This window comes from Methanospirillum sp., assembly GCF_028679455.1.
Classification (GTDB): domain Archaea; phylum Halobacteriota; class Methanomicrobia; order Methanomicrobiales; family Methanospirillaceae; genus Methanospirillum.
Genome location: NZ_JAJRBM010000270.1, coordinates 1 through 18653, shown reverse-complemented (window position 1 = coordinate 18653; position 18653 = coordinate 1). Strand labels below are relative to the sequence as shown.

Below are 18653 nucleotides of genomic sequence, written 5' to 3'. Positions count from 1 at the left end.
TAAGTTCCTGCATCAAGTCCGAGTTCACCGGTATGAAGCCGGTAGTCCCAGGTCTCACAGTCGCCTGATACCACAGTGAACGATGAAGGATCTCCATTCCTGACAGCCTGCCGTGGCCGGTCAAGTCTGCCACCGCCAGATGGAAGATTCGGGCCGGTGATGAAGAGGTAGGTATCGCAGGACTCAGAGTTCTGACCAGAAAGCCGGACCTCTTCTCCAATTGCATACGAATTCTTTCCACTCACTACACTCACAGACCCTTTCATTACCGTTATCGGAATCTCATCAGTATGATAGGTCGAACCCCCGGCCGGTGTTTCTATCTTCAGCATATATCGCCCGTCATCGGTCTGGTCTGTTGTTCGTAACTCAAGAGTCCGTTTTCCATTGCGATCAGGAACCACCATCGCATAATATTTCACCCCGTCATATGGCTGCCTCGGAACAAGATCCCTGATATTCCGGCCACTCTCTGAAGATGGACAGTATGAACCGATCTGATACGGACCGCCAGGCTGGTCCTGTGTTACTCCTTCCTGGGCAAAGAGGATCATCGGTGGCTGATCACCCGGATTCCCGCTCTTTGATCCTGCATCAACCCAGAAATAGGCAGGAACGCCAGGGCTCCCGGAGATGGTTACCGAGAATGAATGACCCCTGATCACCTGCTCATCACGCGAATCTATGGTTGTACGGTCAGTTCCCAGGGTAACCGAGGCTCCCCTGAGATAATAGATAGTACCGCCTGATTTGAGATTCTCATCAACCCGGTTGAACGCAATCCGGGGCTGGACAGTATACGTACCAGCACCATAGAGATAGTTACCTCCGCTGCTTGCACCGGTATCCCAGCCCCCCGTCTGGGAAGCAGGATAGGTTTGTAATGAACCCTGCGGAGTAATCCGGGTAAGTGACACACTGCCTCCTGAATTGGTCTCAAGAGCAGTCAGTACTCCACCACCCGGTGTGGTAATGAGGAGATCAAGCAGACCATCAGTACCAGGACTATAACCTGGCCGCTGGGCAACAGAACCAAGGTTTGTATCCAGCTGAAGAAGAAGTGCCGAGCCACGGGGAACGGTACCTGACGAAATATCCTCCATCGTTGAGCGCTGCATTACTCTGATACTCACCCGGGGTTCCCTTATGGTGAATGCGATCGACCCGGGGACAGCCCGTCTGCTGTTCCATTGATACCAGGATCCCACCCGGTCACTGAAAAGGGTGGGACTTGCAGCAAAGTTTGTGGTTTCTATCTTCCTGATATCAAGAGGCATCTCCCTGCCAGGTGATGAACCGGGTGGAAAAAACGCGATTGCATCATAAGGAGGTGGCACTGCTGCCCGCACATCCAACCCTTCTTCACCGAGAAAGACATCCCCACCCAGAGGAATAACCATCGAGGTAGCTGAAACCAGCCCTGGGATGATCAGAACTGCTAAAAAAATTACGAAAGATCTGAAAGTCATGAGTCATCCTTTCTGATGGGGAGGAGATGAGCTTTCTCCCCAAAAAGTTGACACTTACCGCATCACAGCACCGGTATCTGCCTGACCAACTGCAGCAGCATACCTGGCAAGGATTCCATCAAGTTCCCGGGTCACCGGTTTCCAGGATTTTCTGCGTTCTTCCAGTTCTCTTTCATGTACCAGAAGATCGATCTTCCGTTCATGGAGATCAATCCTGATCTGATCTCCGTCCATGACGAGGCCAATCGGACCACCGGCTGCTGCTTCAGGAGCGACATGACCGATACACGGCCCTCTGGTTCCTCCTGAGAACCTGCCATCTGTTACCAGCACGACCTGTGAATACCCGAGCCCCATCAGGGCAGAGGTTGGAGAGAGCATCTCCGGCATTCCCGGGCCACCTTTCGGGCCTTCGCCTCTGATTACGATGACTTCACCCTCCTGGATTGATCTGGCAAGGATCGCTTTCATCGCATCCTGTTCTCCATCAAATACCCGGGCAGGACCGGTATGCCGCCACATCTCATCACGAACCGCTCCACACTTAACCACTGCCCCGTCTGGAGCCAGGGATCCTTTCAGAATACGCAGACCACCAGCCGCATGAACCGGCCTTTCCACCGGTTGAATCACAGACTCATCAAGGTAACTTACCGTTTCTGCAATCTCACTCACAGATTTTCCTGATACCGTACTACATGGTTCGAGATGGGCACGAAGTTGTCTGAAGACAGCAGGGATACCACCAGCCTTGAAGAGATCATACATCGAATGCGGTCCTCCAGGCTGCATGGCTGCGATATGAGGAACTTCGCTTCCAATTCGATTGAACTCATCAAGTGTGAAAGCAGCGCCTGCTTCCTGGGCGATTGCCATCAGGTGCAGAACGGTGTTGGTCGAACCCCCGAGGGCCATATCTACCCGGATAGCATTGCGAAGGCTGACCGGAGTGATTATTGAACGGGGTAGGATCTGTTGGTTCACGAGTTGAACGGATCTGAAACCGGTAGCGTATGCAAGCCTGAGTTTCTCGGCAAAAACTGCGGGTACGGCAGCACATCCGGGAAGTGACATCCCCATCGCTTCAGTCATGCATGCCATAGTATTCGCGGTATACAGTCCCTGACAACTCCCACAGCCAGGCATGGCCGCTGCCTCGATCTCCTTCAGTTCATCCTCGCTCATGGTCCCGGCTGCAACCTTTCCAACCCCTTCAAAGATATCAGTCAGGGAGATCTCACAGCCATGATGATGACCAGGCAGCATATTTCCTCCGGTAAGCACGATCGCAGGAATATTGCACCGGGCTGCTGCCATAAGCATACCAGGCACGATCTTGTCACAGGTGCAGATGCAGACAATACCATCAAACCGATGGGACTTGATCATCAATTCCACTGAATCCGCAATATTTTCCCGGGAAGGGAGAGAATAACGCATACCTTCATGGCCCATCGCAATCCCGTCGCAGATACCGATGGTATTGAACTCAAACGGAGTCCCTCCCCCTGCTGCGACACCTTCTCTGACCCGCTCTGCCAGCTGGCGAAGATGCGTATGTCCGGGAACGATGGTATTCCACGAATTTGCGATCCCGATGAACGGCCGGTTCATCTCCTCTTCAGTGATCCCGAGAGACCGGATCAGTGACCGGTTGGGTGCACGGGCATACCCTTCCTTGACATCATCACTACGCATAGAGACCACTCAGGTGATTGGGGTGCAGAGGTAATGAAGATAGGCAATGTGGTGCAAATATCACCCTATGTTGCACCACTCCTGATAGCAACAACAACATGAAGATGAATACCAGCAGCACCAATTGATATACATGGGGTTCGAGTGCAGGATGTGTGGTACCTGCTGCATGTATCTGGGTGACTATATCGTCATCGAAAGTCAGGAGGGGACATACCGGTTTTCCTGTTCATGTGTCAGCACCGGTACAGATTTTGTTGCAGAGGTGGATCCTGATAAACGGAAATTTTTTGATGATCACTCCTTTCCCCAGCAAAACCCATCTGCATGCAGGTTTCTCAGGCCGCTTGGAGAGGGCCGAATCGGATGTACTATCCATGCCGACAGTCCGGCCCAGTGTAAATATTACCGGTGCAGAGTAATGGACATCTTCTCTGAAGAGGGAGAATTTAAAGGATACATAACCGGAACCCTTGCACTCCACAGCGAGGACACTGCATTACAGATGATCTATGAACGGGTAATGCACGAGATTACAGGTTCAGAACCACAACAGGAAGAACAGATCCAATCACAACTTGTGCAGGCAGGATATCTCGTCAGATACCAATAACTTATGACTAAACAATTCTGTTTCAACCGGTGCATCATGATCGTGGATGATGCCGAATTAGCCCGTGATATCGAATCTCTTTTTTTACATCAGGCTGGATGTATGGTGGTTGAGGCCTCGGATGGGATTGATGCGGTCCATAAGTACCAGGAGATCAGACCGGTCCTGGTTGTGCTTGATCTCATTATGCCCAGACTTAACGGGATCCAGACGCTGCAGCAACTGAAGAAAATTGATCCTGCAGTCAGGGTTCTGGTCTGTACCGCAGCAGATGATTACCGGATGATCGATCTGGCACTCAGAGAAGGCGCACTTGGTTATATTATCAAACCTTTTCTGGGAGAGGAATTTCTCAAAAAAGTGCATGAGATTATCGGAGATGTCTGAACAAGGTGCGGACAGAAGTCATCATCAGAACAATGACTCAATCGCAGCAGACTCAATCAGTCTGACACCGATATTCTCCATATCCCTGACATTCTGCAGGTGAATCTCCTCAGTCTGGGCAGCAGTTGCATCCGTGACCAGACAGGTATGATAGTTGTGGGCAATGGCATCAAAGACCGTGGTCCTGATGCAGTTTGGGGTCTGGATACCGGCAACCACCACTGAATCTACACCCAGGGTCCGTAGGGTCAGATCAAGTCCGGTTCCGATGAAGGCACTCATCCTGATCTTCGGGAGCAGGTATTCACCAGGCAGGGGAGCAAGTTCATCAATGACCGCTGCGCCACTCGTTCCTTCTACCGCAAACGGACTTTTTCTGAAGAGTTCCTGCCTCATAATTTCCACATCTGATCCATCAGGACGATGTACCCGGACCACGTGAAACACCGGAAGGCTACGGGCCCTGAACTTTTCAAGGACAGCACAGATCCGGGGGATTACCATTCTGGCACCTTTCACCTGAAGCGGCTTTTCATCCAGGACAAAGTCATTCTGCATATCGATGAGAAGGAGTGCAAAACGGGACATATAGTACTCAGTGGATGAGCACCGGTATCATATCAGCGGTGCATCAAAACCACATCAATAAGAAGAAAGAAAGGATATTTGTGTTGGTAACCGGAGATCTGAAAGATTACCTTCAGGACAACGATGGACACGATACTATACCTGCTTTCGCTCATCACCACCGGATCGCTTGCCGGGTTTGCATCCGGACTGATCGGAGTCGGTGGATGCTTCATTATGGTCCCGGTGCAGTACTGGCTGCTCACCGGCGATGGACTTGATAGCACCCTTGCAATCAGGGTCGCTTTCGCAACGGGTCTTGCCGTGACTCTTCCCACAGTTACTACTTCGGCTCTGGGTCACCATCACCGGGGATCCGTTGACTGGCAAACTGCTATCCCGATGGGAATTGCCGCTGTCTGCGGAGCGATAACGGGGGGAACTATCGCAGCCTGGCTGCCAGGACAGGTGCTCAAAACCTGCTTTGCCGTACTGGTAACTCTGATGGGAATCAGGATGGTCTGGGATGTGAAGGAGTGTACACTTTGTCCTCCGCGGCAGTCTCTTGCTGCATTACTGCTTATTGGATTCTGCATCGGTAACATCACCAGCCTGGCAGGCATCGGAGGAGGAGTGGTTCTGATCCCGATCCTTATACTACTGCTCCATTACCCGATGCATCACGCAGTAGGCACCTCCTCTGCCTGCCTGATATTCTCGTCAGCAGGAGCTGTAGGTACCTACCTCTGGCATGGATTCGGGGTGAGCGGACTTCCTCCATTCTGCATCGGATATATTGATCTTGTGCAGTGGGCCATCCTTGTTGGTACCACGATTCCCCTATCTGTACTAGGGGTAAGATACGCACACCGGTGTCGTGCCAAAACGCTCAGATATTTCTTTGCGGTCCTGATGGTTGTAATAGGGGCGGTGATGCTTATCTCGGGATAGAAAATCGAAATCCGCGAGTTAAAAGATAATTGTAAAGAAAATGGTAAAGAGATCAGAGACTCTGATACAAGAGGCGGATATCAGTAAAATCGATCCGCCCGTTTCCTGATAAATCAAATCCTTCCACCGGTTCATTTCCGGCGATCCATTCGATTTGTCTGAAATAGAGCTCGATATCGGCCTGATTACAGATACCATCCCCGTTCAGATCCTCATACTTCCCATCATTATTGAGATCACGAGGCTGACTCGACATACCAGGCAGCGGCTTCACCAGGATTCCAGGAGGAGACTGGGTAGGCTGCTGGGTCGGGTTTATCGTCGGAATCTGAGTAGGTAGCTGAGTGGGTCTTTCATAGGGAACTTCGGTTGGTACCTCAGTAGGGTTTACCGATGGAACCTGAGTTGGTACCGGTGTCGGCGATTCGGTCGGGCTCTGGGTCGGTACTGTTCCCCCTCTGGCAGCCGTAAGAGTCTTCTCTGCATCGATCCTGCCTCCGGATCCAATTTTTCCAGTAAACGCAGGTTTGTTATCAACGTTGTTCACAATCAGTTGCTTGATCTGATCAGCAGACAGACCCGGGTTGACTGAGAGGATGAGAGCAGCAAGTCCGGAGACCTGTGGAGTTGCCATTGAGGTTCCTTTCATCTTAATATAGTCATACCCGAGTGAAGTCGGATATGTCGAAAGGATCCAGTCTCCCGGAGCTGCAACATCTACCGAAGAAGTTCCATAGTTGGAGTAGTTCGGAATCCCATCACTTGCATCACTTGCAGCCACTGAGATAATCTGGGGAGAGTCAAATCCGGATGGGTACTGCGGAATTACATCAGTGTTGACTCCGGAATTCCCTGCTGCGCAGATAACCGGAACACTGGTCTGGGCAATGGCATCACCAAGCGCCTCACTGCGGGTGGTTCCTCCCCATGAACAACTGATCACATTCGCACCCATACTCCGGGCATAGGCAATGGCCTTTAAAATTCCTGCCATGTCTCCATTACCATCTTTTCCCAGAATCTTCAGTGGCATGATCTTTACCTTCTGATTGATCCCTGAGATACCGATGCCATTGTTGCCGACTGCCCCTATCACACCAGCACAATGAGTTCCATGACCATTGTCATCCATCGGGTCATTGGAGTTAGTTACAAAGTTCCATCCGTGAACGTCATCGATGTATCCGTTTCCATCATCATCGACGCCATTACCTGGAGTTTCTCCGGGATTGGTCCAGATATTCCCGGCTAGATCCGGATGGTTGTAATCAACACCGGTATCAATTACCGCTACCACAACAGAATCAGAACCAGTAGTCTGAGCCCAGGCTGGTATCACATGAATATCAGCACCACTGGTTCCCCCATCCTGACCAGTATTATCAAGCGCCCACTGCTCAATAAATCTGGGATCGTTAGGACCTCCTGAAACTGATTCAGCACCGACTTTTTCAGGTCCGGGAGGTTCTGAATTCTCGTTCGGCATCAATGATACGAGGTAATTGGGTTCTGCATATTCGACAAAGGAAGAGTTATGCAGTTCAGTGACCGCTTCCTGAACTGTTGCATTATCCCCCACATGGATCAGTTGCATCCCTTTCAGGCCTTCAGCAGAAAAGTCATCAGATAATTCGGCTCCCATCGCCATGAGTCCGGGCGACATGACGCTCTCTGCTGAAAATCCGTTGTTCTGGGTTTTGTATCTGACAATAACCTCACCAGGAACGTATGCAGCACCTGTCGAGGTGTAAGCCACCTGGGTTGAAACCGCAGCCGGGGTAGCAGATACCACCGGTACCGATCCGGCTCCGGTTACCGGAGTTGTTCCGTCTGCTCCTGCAGCCGAAAACAGAATTAGTCCAAATAAAGCTGTGAACACGAGTAATTTCCACAGCACACTCTGATTTAGCATATCATACCTTCCCCACCAGGGTCAGAGAGAACTTCAACCCTGCTGCTATGAGTATTGGATCACCAAGCATTAAGTACTACCTGCCAGTGAGTATGGGCTGGCCCCGGGTGAACAGAAGTAAACCCCGGATCCCAGGCGATAGCAGTACAAAACCTGACACGACCCATGATTTTTAACCGGATTTTTGCACCTTTACGAGAGCAACATCCTGGATCCTGGCATCAGCAATCAGATATAGGGTAAAATGAGATTGCGCACCAGGTATCTCATGGTATCTCATCGGATATTGACGAAACAATCACCATATCTCAAACTACCTTCTATCAGCTTCAGTCTGGGCGACAATAGTTGCATAATAGAGGGTGAGATTTTGAGCACCCTGAACCAGAACCTGATTTGGGGTAATTCCTTTCATAGCAACATAAACCCGGAACGCGGTAACCGGTTCATCAGTTGCACTCACCTGGTACAGGCATTTCCATGTACGGTCAGGAGAAATACCCGGGAACGTATCACTGTCCAGGGTTTTCGGTCCATACCATCTTCCATTTGTGTGTTTTCCATACAGAAGGAGTATATAATGGAGGGGATGGTCAAGATTCTCCACAGTCCCCCAGACATAATAGTTGTCGTTTCCGGTGATATTCAGAGAAGGAGTTGAAATTCCAGTACAGGCCCCTGACCAAAAAAGTGTAAGAATAATACAACCAGTCACCCACCTGCGGTTGAAAAGATGCATTCGAACACTCATCAGTGTAGATTTATGCGATCATATATAAGTAGTATCCTAATAGGCAACGAGATCTTCGTACTGACACCCATACCTCTACAAACAGGGATCTTGTTCAGATTCATTCTCGATCGATAGCCATATGCTCCTTAAAACTGATCATTCATTATGAACCTTCTTCTTCCTCTCATCCTTTTCATATTCATAGCATGCGGAATTATGGCGGGATGTGTCGCAGACCAACGGGCCGGAGACTGGGTAAGCAAGGGAGAGGTATTCACAGGTCAGGGAAATATTAACGAGGCTATCAGGGCCTTTGACAACGCAATCGAGATTGAGCCCGGTAATGTCAGTATCCTGGTTGAAAAGGGGGATGCACTGCAGGCTCTCGGAGAGATAGAAAAAGCGGTCAAGGTATACAATCAGGCCATAAAATTAAGTCCACGAAAAGCAGTTGCCTGGTTGAAAAGCGGGCAATCACTGCTAAAACTTGGTAAGTATGATGAAGCGATCAAGGCGTTTAACACCACCATCGATATCACACCTGATGATGAATCCTCCTGGGTGGGAATGGGTGATGCATTAACCAGACTCGGAAAAAACGAACGAGCGGTCAATGCTTATGATCGGGCTCTTGGGATCAACCCTGGGAATTCTGCAGCATGGGTCGGAAAAGGAGAGGCTCTTACAAACCTCAAACAGTATGATGAGGCTCTGGCTGCATATGAACAGGCAATCGGGATAAACAGAAACGATGTAACAGCCTGGATCAATAAGGGGAAGACGCAGACAATCCTCGGGAAATTCCAGGAGGCATTTACTGCATACGGGGAGGCTGCCAGGATCGCTCCGAAAGACGCTGCTCCCTGGATAGGAAAAGGGGAGGTATCACTGTATCTCGGACAGAATGGAGAAGCACTTGCCGCCTTCAGCCAGGCGGTCAGTATCGATCCTGCACAGGTGCCAGCTTGGATCGGGAAAGGAGAGGCATTATCCGGGGTTGGGAGACAGGATGAGGCACTCGTTGCATATGAGCAGGCGATCTCCCTGAATCCGAAGGTTGCTGAGGCATGGTACAAAAAAGGGACTGTACTTGCAATTCTGAACAAAACAGATGATGCATTATCTGCCTATGAGCAGGCTATCATGCTTGATCCTGAAAATGGAGCAGTATGGAAGACAAAGGGTGAACTCCTCTCCAAACAGGGCAAGTTTGATGATGCTGCTGAGGCATTCGGACATGCAACCTCGATTACATCTGATGATGCCGCACTCTGGATATCCCAGGGAGATGCACTGATGAACGCAGGGAAAAGTCAGGGAGCACTGGCTGCATATGAACAGGCACTTACGATAGATCCCAGAAATTTTCAGATCTGGGTCAGTAAAGGGAGAGTGCTGATGATGCTTGCCAAGTATGGGGATGCTGATCAGGCCTTCACCCAGGCATTAAAAAATTATCCCGCCGATATTGCACTCTGGATTGCAAAAGGTGACGCCTTGGAAAATCTAGGAAAATGCGAAGATGCAATAGCAGCATACGACACCGCTATCTCCATAAACCCGCTTAATGCCACTGCATGGATGAATAAAGGCGATGCTTATAAGAACCTTGTACAATATGAAGAAGCTGTCAGGGCATACGATAAGGCTCTCTCAATAAACCCAAATGACAACGGAACAAAGGCTTCAAAGAACTTTATCCTTGAAAAGATGAAATAATAACACGAACCTTAATAGTATCCCCAAAGATACGAGAATAAAAAAATTAGTTTTCCAAAGCCATCTCAATGTCTTCGGCTTTGATAGTCTTGCGACCTGCATGGGCTGCCAGTTTGTTTGCTTCTTTGGCAACCTGCCCGATATAATCCTCGGCTACCTTAACTAATGCTTCTGCTGCATCTTTAGATACCCGCTCCGCCCCATTTGCCTTAGCGATCCTGGTTATTGCTGCAATTGGTAAATCTGCCATGAATAACACCTAACATAAAATATATTGAAAAGTTTATAAATCTATTGGTATATTATGCCAATATTCCCTGATTTTATACAGGATGAATAATCATGGGGAATTCATTGTTACTACCCTAAATTTGTTTTTTACACCATTTTTTGTTAAAAAAACATAAACCTGATAATTTTGGAGTGTTGAGGGAACAAAATATGATATCGCATTGAAGACATCAAAAAGAATCAACAACGCACGAAGTATCAGGGACACCGAATCTGTATTGTGCCTGACAATGCTACCATATGAGAATAATGCCCCAACTCGTGAATGTACCTGCACGAGCCGGGTATGAACTCATGATAACAGGGGTTGTGCAGGAGGAATGAAGATCTCCCTCTTTTACGCTACCCCTTTGCAGTCGTAAAGTGCAGACCCTGGTCCAAATGACTGGTTATCATGACTCCATGCATCTGACGGGACCACCGGACAACTATCTCTGATCCAGGTAGTGACATCAGAATTCTCTCTCCCGGGTTTACCTCTGGACCCCTGATCAAGTGTGAAATATCGAATTTTCCCGGAATTTATTAATTTTTTAAGGGTATCAGAGGTAAGAATAGGATCAGATCCTGAAAACCCCCCCATAGCCATGACTGATGCACCGTAGGTAATGATGAGATCTGAAGCAGAGCGAGAACTCTCAACCCCTACCAGATATGTTTCCCCTGCCTGATGTGCTTCCAGGTACGAGAAGAGGGATGAGGAATTTCCCAACCCTCCTTCAGGACCGAATCCCCTATACATACCTGAACCGGGACCATCTCCTCCGGACATGAGACCAGGCCCGGCACTCGGCATCACGGCATTTTCCGGATATATCAGTGGAGTACATGACCAGATGAACGGGGCAATGCAGAGAAATACCAGAGCCAGTGCAACAATGCTGCTCTTCAACCGTGCCGGAACATTCCGGAAGGATAAACGAAGGGCAGCCAGAAGAAGAACTGTACATATCGAACCAATTAGAACGATCCAGGCAAGAAATCCGAAAAAGTCCGGATTATACATGATAAACTGCCACTGAACGATCCCCGTAACCAGAATAGCGACTATCAATATCCACCCTTTCAAACCGGGCTTCAGGTATGCCTCATACATGGTAGTCGCACTGATCCCGACAAGCCCCGCAAGTGGGATGGCTACCATAACCACATAGTAGGTGTGATAAAATCCAGTGGTGAAACTAAAATAAATGAGTTCGGGTACCAGCCAGAGAAGGAGGGCCAGGGTCACCACTGCACGTTCATTCAGAGTTAAGGTATTGATGAGATTCCTCAAAGTAGCGGGATTTGGGCGAACAAGCCAGGTTAAAAGACCGAGTAATACAAAGGGAAGCAACCAGCTGATCTGTCCGGACATCCCTGTATCTCCCATCCTGAATAATCCAGGTGCTCCCCCATCATTCATTCCAGGCATACCTCCCTGATGCCCCCGAATCCCCATACCTGAAGGAGGAGATCCCGGTGCGCTTCCATTACCAGATGGCGGAATATAACCCTGAACACCGATTCCCGGATCTGGTGGAGGAGAACCCGGATTGCCAGGTCCACCGGATGGAGGGGTGGGGAGGAAAGTATTTTCCCCCATTCCCGGAGGATTCATACCAGGGGATCCTTCAGGGTTCAGGTTAGAAAACGAAGAGTTAGATTTGGATCCACCTTTCCCAAACGGACCGAATCCACCAACAATCCGATTCAGTCCGTTATAACCGAAGATGAGATCTGCCATCGAATTCGTAGAACTGCTCCCGATATAGGGTCGTTGATCTACAGGAGTGAGATCCATCATCATCGCCCATGATGCAGAAACAACCAGGAGGAGAATCCCCGCAGTTCCAAGATGTATGAGTTTGGTTCTCCATGATAACCGGTTAGCAAGCAGATAGATTCCAAAACATGCAGGAACAACAGCAAATGCCTGGATCATCTTGATATTAAATCCAATACCGATCAGAACCGCAGATCCCAGGAGGTACCAGAGCGAGCCAGTTCTCCATGCCTGCAGTGCTGCCCAGAGTGCAGCGAGGAGCACAAACACCAGGAGCCCATCCATATTGTTGGTTCTGACTACCGCAACGAAGATTGGAGTGATCGTAAGCATACCTGCAGCAATGAGTCCTGTTGATCTTCCCCATGAGTGGGATATCAGCAGATAAAGCAGAAGTATAGAGAGGAGCCCGGCAATTACCTGAGGAAGAATCAGTGACGTTCCTGAAAATCCAAGTATTGCAGCACTGAGTGTCTGAACCCATAGACTGACCGGCGGTTTATCAATGGTCACAAAACCGGATGGGTCGAACGAGTTATAGAGTATGATATCAGGATTTGTAAGCATACTCTTAACAGCTGCTGCATAATAAGAGTTTGAGTACCCTTCCTTTCCCAGATTCCAGAGATAGAGGAATGATGCCAGTATAAGTATTCCAAGCAGGATAGATTCAGCCTGATATTTGCGAATATATCGTATGATTCTCACCGATTTCACCGTCATTACATTATTCAAATGACTCTGAATGATTCCAATGATCAAAATTCTCGAATTTTTTATCTAGAGATGAGATAAGAATGACACTCCAAAGAGATTGAAATCGACAACCGAGTGGTTCAGGATTTATGGAGATATAAGATTCAGGGATCCCATATTTGATTGAAAGCACTTATTTTTACGACAATTTCAAGGAATGAACTCGTTCATGATCATTGATACCTTAGTAATGATGTACCTGGTCATATCCCATAACACATAGAAATGAACGTATCAGCCGTAACAACTGGAGCATCATAAATCAGTTTAACAATATCTTTTTGTAGATGAGATCTCACAATCATGGATTTCAAAATATGGGTACATCGATACATAATGAGATGGTAATGAGCGATTTTAAATAGAAATAACTCATATGACCCAGCATCGAGGTAAAAAATGAAAATCGGAGAAAACATTCAGGATTCCTTCACATTTACCCATGAGGCACTCTTCGGCAAATGGGTGAGATGGATTATGCTGGCAATCAGTTCACTCATATTTCCAATCATGTATGGTTATACCGTAAAGATCATGAGGGGAGTACAGCCATCTTATGAAGAAGAGTCCTTTTTTACACTGTTTATTGATGGAATCAAACTCCTGGTAATCAACATCGTGTACATGATTATCCCGCTGATTGCATGTGCAGCGACCGTCGGATATGCAGTATTCGGCATCATCAGTGCAGGAAAAAACTTTTCATTAGATACCCTGCTTTCCATGGCCGGGGGGTTGATAACCGGATTGGTCCTGACCATTATTCTTGCGATCATCTTTACGCTCCTCAATGTCATCGCATCAGTACGGTTTGCACGGACAGGCAGTATAGGTGAAGCCTTTGCAATTGGAGAGATTATTTCCACAATCAAAAAAATCGGCTGGGTAAATTATATTTTTTCCCTCATTGTCCTCTTCATCGTTGTAGCAGTCATTGTAATAGTCCTCACCTGTGTTGAGATGGCCCTCAATGTGATTCCCCTGATCGGGATTATTCTCGGATGGATCATCAGTTTGTTCACCGGCCCGTACCTTTCGATTCTCACAACCAGGTATTATTCACTCCTTTATGATGAAGGAGTATAATCCTTTTTTGTATCGTGACTTCGAAATTCGGCCTCTCATTCGGTAGCGGCCATTGAATTTCAGACGGTTCACTCGTTTCACAAAAAAGAGATACTAATGTTACTGACTAATGTCGAGTGCTTTACGCACGGAATCAGCCGTCATATTCGTACTCAGTCTTCCTCCGTAGAGGAGTGATATCGCCTCTTTATCAATTTGAGACAATTTTGCTGATGAATTCACTTTTTTATAGAAGAAACTATCAGGGTATGCGTTTGTTTCTCCATGAAGTCCCAGCTCCCATAATAACGATTTAACCAGGAAATATCGCCTTTCCGGCTCAGATAATCCATCCCAGAGATAGACATACCCTGGTGCAATGAACCCGACCAAAGTACCACCTGAATCATGTAATTGCTCTTCAGATGCCGGTTTGTAGTGATCTTTCTTGTAGTTATCAAGAAATTGTCGGGATGTGATCTTTATCTGATAATAATAATACGGAATCTGTTCGTAGTTATTTTTTAAATCTCCGGTCAATACTGAATCTTCTTCGAATCTTGCGGTAGATGAGAGATTATTAAACTCGCGAGCAAATGCCAGTACCGTTTTGATATCATCACTGGCGTACTCTTCATCAAACCAGATCATATAGTCCCGGTCTGAATGAAGGAGAACCGTATTTGGATTATCACGCCCGAAAAGGATGTTCAGGAGATGCTCGAGGATATCGTTCTTCTTATCACCCTGGATACGGTGCGCAAGGAGATAATCATCAGACTGGAGATCACTTCGTAGGTAGAGAACATGAGGTGTTGCTACACCAATGTTCATCCCCGGTCCTATCTTCAGGATCTGATCATCGACACCGGCATTTGCCTGAATGATCTTCAGCAATTCAGGAGATACGAGTTTAATCTCATAAAATGTTTCAGGCTCTGTTCTGACGGAGACATCAGGAATTTGTATATCCCCTGAAGGATCGGAGTTACCCTCAGATACCGTGGTCACCGGGGATAGTGAAAGGTTCTCTCCTGCACCAAGTATCGGCATTCCCAGGACAAGTATCAGAAAAATCAAGCTATATTGAATCCAGAGCGGGCAAAACCCCATACTATAGCTGTTTCATGAATTCTTATAAATCTTGTTTATCTGAGGACTTGAGAACTCAATAGACCATCAGCAGGTTTTACCGCCCTATAGATTCTGATTCCTGATAATCTCAATAGAGATGAAAGGAGATCAAGAATACTAAAATATGATTACAAATAATAGATAAATCGTGAAAATTAAGGTTGTTTACCTGTTGATCAGTCTGATGATCCTCACGATATTCCTTATCGGATGTACTGAAAATTCCAGTGGGAAAACCGGAAGTCAGGACAGTAACCCTGTCATGAATGCAACAGGGACCAGTACTGGTCAAAAGCTCCAGACCGATAAATCCAATACAGTAGATAATTCAGATTCTGGTCTTAAGGATAGTAAAACGAGTAATACTTTTTTTAATATCAGGATTGTTCCTGTATCTGAACTCGAAAAATTACAGAAAGAGATGAGTTCTGATGAATACCTGGTAAAAAATGATGATAATACTATTATCGGGATTGTATCTTCCAAAGGTCTGACAATCCGGGGAGATTTGGTTCAGTTAGAGCGAAACAGCGGAAATGCCGGTAAAGAATTTGACAAGGAAGATGTCATGCTTCACCTACTTGATATCACCTTTGGTCTTGATAATGCAAAAATAAAACTCTTCAAAGCAGATAAAAAGTATAAATTCTGGCTTGATGGGCATTACACAGATTCTGAAGTGAAATTTGTTAAGAATCTATCCATCTTATTCAACTCACTGTCGGGAACTACCCAGTTTGAGGACGAAGAGGTAACCCTTGGATTTTTACAGACTAATTACGATGTTATTCCGAATAATTTCTACAATATCAAGATCATTACCGATAAGATGTTGCAACAGTACTACGATGACAAGAAGAAGGATTCCGATCACCTGATAAAAAATTCGAACGGGGAACTCATCGGGATTGTAAATGATGAGTACATCTATCTTCTGAATACCCTGAGCGAAGAAGACCAGCAATATTACATTCTGAAAGGGCTGCTCTACAGTATGGGACTTCACGGAGTTTCATACAAAAATACGGAGAGTTTCTTCTACCGAAATGAAGGAATGAACCGGGAATTGAGTGATCTCGATAAAGAAGCAATTAAACTGTTATACGGCGGGAGCTTAAAGACCGGGAACACACTTGAAGATGCCAAAAAGACATTTGGATTGGAAACCTGATTGTGCAGGTTCAGTGAGGAGTACTCGATTACACTTCTTTCTCCTCATCACCTCCGTTCAAAGGCGTGAAACGTGATGTTACGATGAAAACCAGGTTTAGTCCGATCCCAACTAAAGTTGCCAGAGACATTCCTTTGATATCGAGCGAACCAAAATCAATCGCAGCTCCGGATGCTCCAATTATCATAATAACAGATACCAGTGCGAGATTCCGGGGAGAAGAAAGATCAGTATGTGAGTCGATCAACATTCGTATCCCTGAAGCTGCTATTACCCCGAAGAGCAGCAGTGATATTCCACCGATAACCGGATCCGGAATGCATCTGATTGCAGCGGTGAATTTGCCGCAGAAGGAGAGAAGGATGGCACATACCGCTGCACCCCCAAAAACGACAGTACTGAACACTCTTGTTATCGCCATAACACCGATATTTTCAGAGTAGGTTGTATTCGGAGTTGAGCCAAAAAACCCTGATAACACGCTTGATATCGCTTTTCCATATAGCATCCTGGGAATACCAGGATCCTCAAAGAGATCTTTTCCGATAATCTTCCCAGTTACCTCAAAATGGCCGATCAGTTCTATGAGAACAACCAGGGAAGCCGGAAAGATAATGATAATTGCCGATAGTGACCAGACTGGCGTATAAACAGTCGGGATCGATAACCAGGATGCCTTTTCGATCAGATCAGGAGAAAAATGTCCGGTTAATACAGACAGGATTGTCCCGGAGATCAGACCGATAAGGATAGGAATTACCCTGAATATTCCCCGAAAGATCGTCATACTCATGATGGTTACCAGGAGGGTGAAGAGTGCTATTGATGCAACCGGGAGATCAGGGTGCTCAACTGAGAGTCCCGAGAGTTTTGCTGCAGTGGGAGCGAGTTCAAGGCCGATGACAGTTACTACCGAACCCATCAGGGCATTTGGGAGCAATACCCTGATCCATCCGGTTCCAAATATGTGAATTATGAAACCTACGAAGAGAAAGAATACGCCTGAAGCGATATACCCACACAAAGCAGCACTATATCCATATGCCCCGATGATCAGGAGAGAGGGGGAGATGAATGCAAAACTAGAACCCAGATACGCAGGGACTTTACACTGACAGATCACAAGAAAAATCAGGGTGCCAATACCGTTGAAGAGCAGGATGGTGGCGGGATCGATTCCGAGCAACACAGGAACAAGAACGGTGGCTCCAAACATGGCAAACAGATGTTGCAAACTGAGAGGAAGCAAGAGCGAAAGCCGGGGAGTCTCATTTACCTGGATTGTACCTGAACTCATTAATTAGAGTTAGATCCACCAGGCATATGAGATCAGATGATTTGGATCGATGGGAATCTAAAGTGTAAAAAATGATTTCCTGGAAGATGTCAGGAAAAATGGAGAGTCACAGAAAAAAAGAAAATCAAAGACTGGATTACCCGATGCGAACAGCGTTCCAGGTATCAAGTTCCTTGCTCTTTCCATTTCCGTAGGTAAATGTTCCATTAAAGAATGTCTGGTCTTCGCTGAGGGTGAATGAGAAATTACCTGATTCTACGAAAGTTCCATTGATTTTTTTGCCATCTTCAGAGATCGTCCCGGTGATGTACCCGGATTCACCGGTTAAGAGATTTAACGAGACATAAGATCCGTAAACAGCTGAGTTCTCCTGATACAGAGACATGGTATGGTTTTCAGAATTCCAGATTCCATCCATGATCTGATCATGATATATCGCGGAATAGATCTCGTTATCAATCTGGTACGCTCTGGTACCGCTCAAGGTTCTATTGTCATCTCCAAGAACCAGGGTTAGATCCCCTGCCTCTTCCCAGGTACCGGTCACGGTTTTTCCGTCTTCTGATACCCTCCCTTTGATACTTCCTGCATCACTCTTGTCAGATGAGGTGAGTATATACTGGCCGGTCAACACCGTTCCATTCTGAATATATTTCTCAGTATACCGATCACTCTGCCAGGTCCCGGTCCAGGGATCTTTGGCATCAGCCTTGGTCTCCAGGGCCTCTTCAGCAACTGCGAAACACGTGTAAATACATGCAATAAGCAATAAGCACCCAAAGAAATTCGTTAACTTCATACGGTTAGCACATCCTATCCCATACAATCTGAACTCAAGATGTTAACTATGCAGGTCTGTTTATTATATAATGGTTTCCCTCTTTCATCCTACGCGGTTGCATGCTTAAACCACTTCTGTGGGTTCCGATCCTGCCCAATACCCAGGGTCTGCGAAGTAACTCCTGATTTCGCAGCACCAATCCGGACAATGCAGTGAATATATCCATCCTAATCAGCGTCAAAATGATCACTAGGTATACCTTACCCTCTCTCCAAAGAGTCCTTTCAAACCAATTTCATTCAACACCTTTTCTGTCTTCTTTTGCATACCGACGTACCACATCT

16 protein-coding genes are annotated in these 18653 nt (G+C 47.0%); 6 read left to right on the top strand and 10 right to left on the bottom strand.

The features are described from left to right. Together LUQ50_RS09145 and ilvD are read right to left on the bottom strand one after the other, a co-directional pair. The coding region (locus LUQ50_RS09145; protein ID WP_300039405.1) for a DUF3821 domain-containing protein at positions 1 to 1469 on the bottom strand (1469 nt) is incomplete at its 3' end. Positions 1470 to 1523: 54 nt separating this feature from the next. Continuing rightward, entirely contained in the window at positions 1524 to 3167 is a 1644-nt protein-coding gene (gene ilvD / locus LUQ50_RS09140) for a dihydroxy-acid dehydratase (RefSeq protein ID WP_300039403.1), read from the bottom strand. Between the two features lie 169 nt (positions 3168 to 3336). Between ilvD and LUQ50_RS09135 the strand changes: the two genes are divergently transcribed. Both LUQ50_RS09135 and LUQ50_RS09130 read left to right on the top strand, forming a co-directional pair. Beyond that, the gene (locus LUQ50_RS09135; protein WP_300039401.1) at positions 3337 to 3780 is read left to right on the top strand and encodes a hypothetical protein; all 444 of its coding nucleotides are present in this window, start codon (positions 3337 to 3339) and stop codon (positions 3778 to 3780) included. A gap of 3 nt (positions 3781 to 3783) precedes the next feature. After that, positions 3784 to 4167, top strand: a complete 384-nt coding sequence (locus LUQ50_RS09130; RefSeq protein ID WP_300039399.1) for a response regulator — start codon at positions 3784 to 3786, stop codon at positions 4165 to 4167. Between the two features lie 24 nt (positions 4168 to 4191). Here the strand turns inward: LUQ50_RS09130 and LUQ50_RS09125 are convergent, their stop codons facing one another. Further along, positions 4192 to 4755 carry a cysteine hydrolase gene (locus tag LUQ50_RS09125; RefSeq protein ID WP_300039397.1) on the bottom strand — a complete coding sequence of 188 codons (564 nt, stop codon included), beginning with the start codon at positions 4753 to 4755 and terminating at the stop codon, positions 4192 to 4194. A 123-nt stretch (positions 4756 to 4878) separates the two neighbouring features. Here LUQ50_RS09125 and LUQ50_RS09120 point away from each other — a divergent pair, with 123 nt between their 5' ends. Next, positions 4879 to 5685, top strand: a complete 807-nt coding sequence (locus LUQ50_RS09120) for a sulfite exporter TauE/SafE family protein (RefSeq protein ID WP_300039395.1) — start codon at positions 4879 to 4881, stop codon at positions 5683 to 5685. Positions 5686 to 5737: 52 nt separating this feature from the next. Here the strand turns inward: LUQ50_RS09120 and LUQ50_RS09115 are convergent, their stop codons facing one another. Continuing rightward, complete coding sequence (locus tag LUQ50_RS09115) at positions 5738 to 7564, bottom strand: S8 family serine peptidase (RefSeq protein ID WP_300039394.1); 1827 nt, start codon at positions 7562 to 7564, stop codon at positions 5738 to 5740. A gap of 346 nt (positions 7565 to 7910) precedes the next feature. Next, positions 7911 to 8336, bottom strand: coding sequence for a hypothetical protein (locus tag LUQ50_RS09110; RefSeq protein ID WP_300039393.1), 426 nt, complete (start codon positions 8334 to 8336; stop codon positions 7911 to 7913). 159 nt (positions 8337 to 8495) lie between these two features. On the opposite strand from LUQ50_RS09110, the gene LUQ50_RS09105 reads away from it, so the two are divergent. After that, complete coding sequence (locus LUQ50_RS09105) at positions 8496 to 10049, top strand: tetratricopeptide repeat protein (RefSeq protein ID WP_300039392.1); 1554 nt, start codon at positions 8496 to 8498, stop codon at positions 10047 to 10049. Positions 10050 to 10095: 46 nt separating this feature from the next. Here LUQ50_RS09105 and LUQ50_RS09100 read toward each other — a convergent pair whose 3' ends face one another. Continuing rightward, entirely contained in the window at positions 10096 to 10299 is a 204-nt protein-coding gene (locus LUQ50_RS09100; RefSeq protein WP_300039391.1) for a histone family protein, read from the bottom strand. A gap of 378 nt (positions 10300 to 10677) precedes the next feature. Further along, positions 10678 to 12813, bottom strand: coding sequence for a glycosyltransferase family 39 protein (locus LUQ50_RS09095; protein ID WP_300039390.1), 2136 nt, complete (start codon positions 12811 to 12813; stop codon positions 10678 to 10680). 447 nt (positions 12814 to 13260) lie between these two features. Between LUQ50_RS09095 and LUQ50_RS09090 the strand changes: the two genes are divergently transcribed. Further along, positions 13261 to 13947: a DUF4013 domain-containing protein gene (locus LUQ50_RS09090; protein ID WP_300039389.1), complete on the top strand. Its 687-nt coding sequence runs from the start codon at positions 13261 to 13263 to the stop codon at positions 13945 to 13947. 99 nt (positions 13948 to 14046) lie between these two features. Here the strand turns inward: LUQ50_RS09090 and LUQ50_RS09085 are convergent, their stop codons facing one another. After that, on the bottom strand, positions 14047 to 15006 hold the full coding sequence (locus tag LUQ50_RS09085; RefSeq protein ID WP_300039388.1) for a hypothetical protein: 960 nt from the start codon (positions 15004 to 15006) through the stop codon (positions 14047 to 14049). Between the two features lie 202 nt (positions 15007 to 15208). On the opposite strand from LUQ50_RS09085, the gene LUQ50_RS09080 reads away from it, so the two are divergent. Continuing rightward, on the top strand, positions 15209 to 16231 hold the full coding sequence (locus tag LUQ50_RS09080) for a hypothetical protein (protein WP_300039387.1): 1023 nt from the start codon (positions 15209 to 15211) through the stop codon (positions 16229 to 16231). A gap of 28 nt (positions 16232 to 16259) precedes the next feature. Here the strand turns inward: LUQ50_RS09080 and uraA are convergent, their stop codons facing one another. Further along, the gene (gene uraA, locus LUQ50_RS09075) at positions 16260 to 17528 is read right to left on the bottom strand and encodes a uracil permease (RefSeq protein WP_300039386.1); all 1269 of its coding nucleotides are present in this window, start codon (positions 17526 to 17528) and stop codon (positions 16260 to 16262) included. Positions 17529 to 17664: 136 nt separating this feature from the next. Continuing rightward, on the bottom strand, positions 17665 to 18327 hold the full coding sequence (locus LUQ50_RS09070; RefSeq protein WP_300039385.1) for a hypothetical protein: 663 nt from the start codon (positions 18325 to 18327) through the stop codon (positions 17665 to 17667). Between the last annotated feature and the right edge of the window lie 326 nt (positions 18328 to 18653).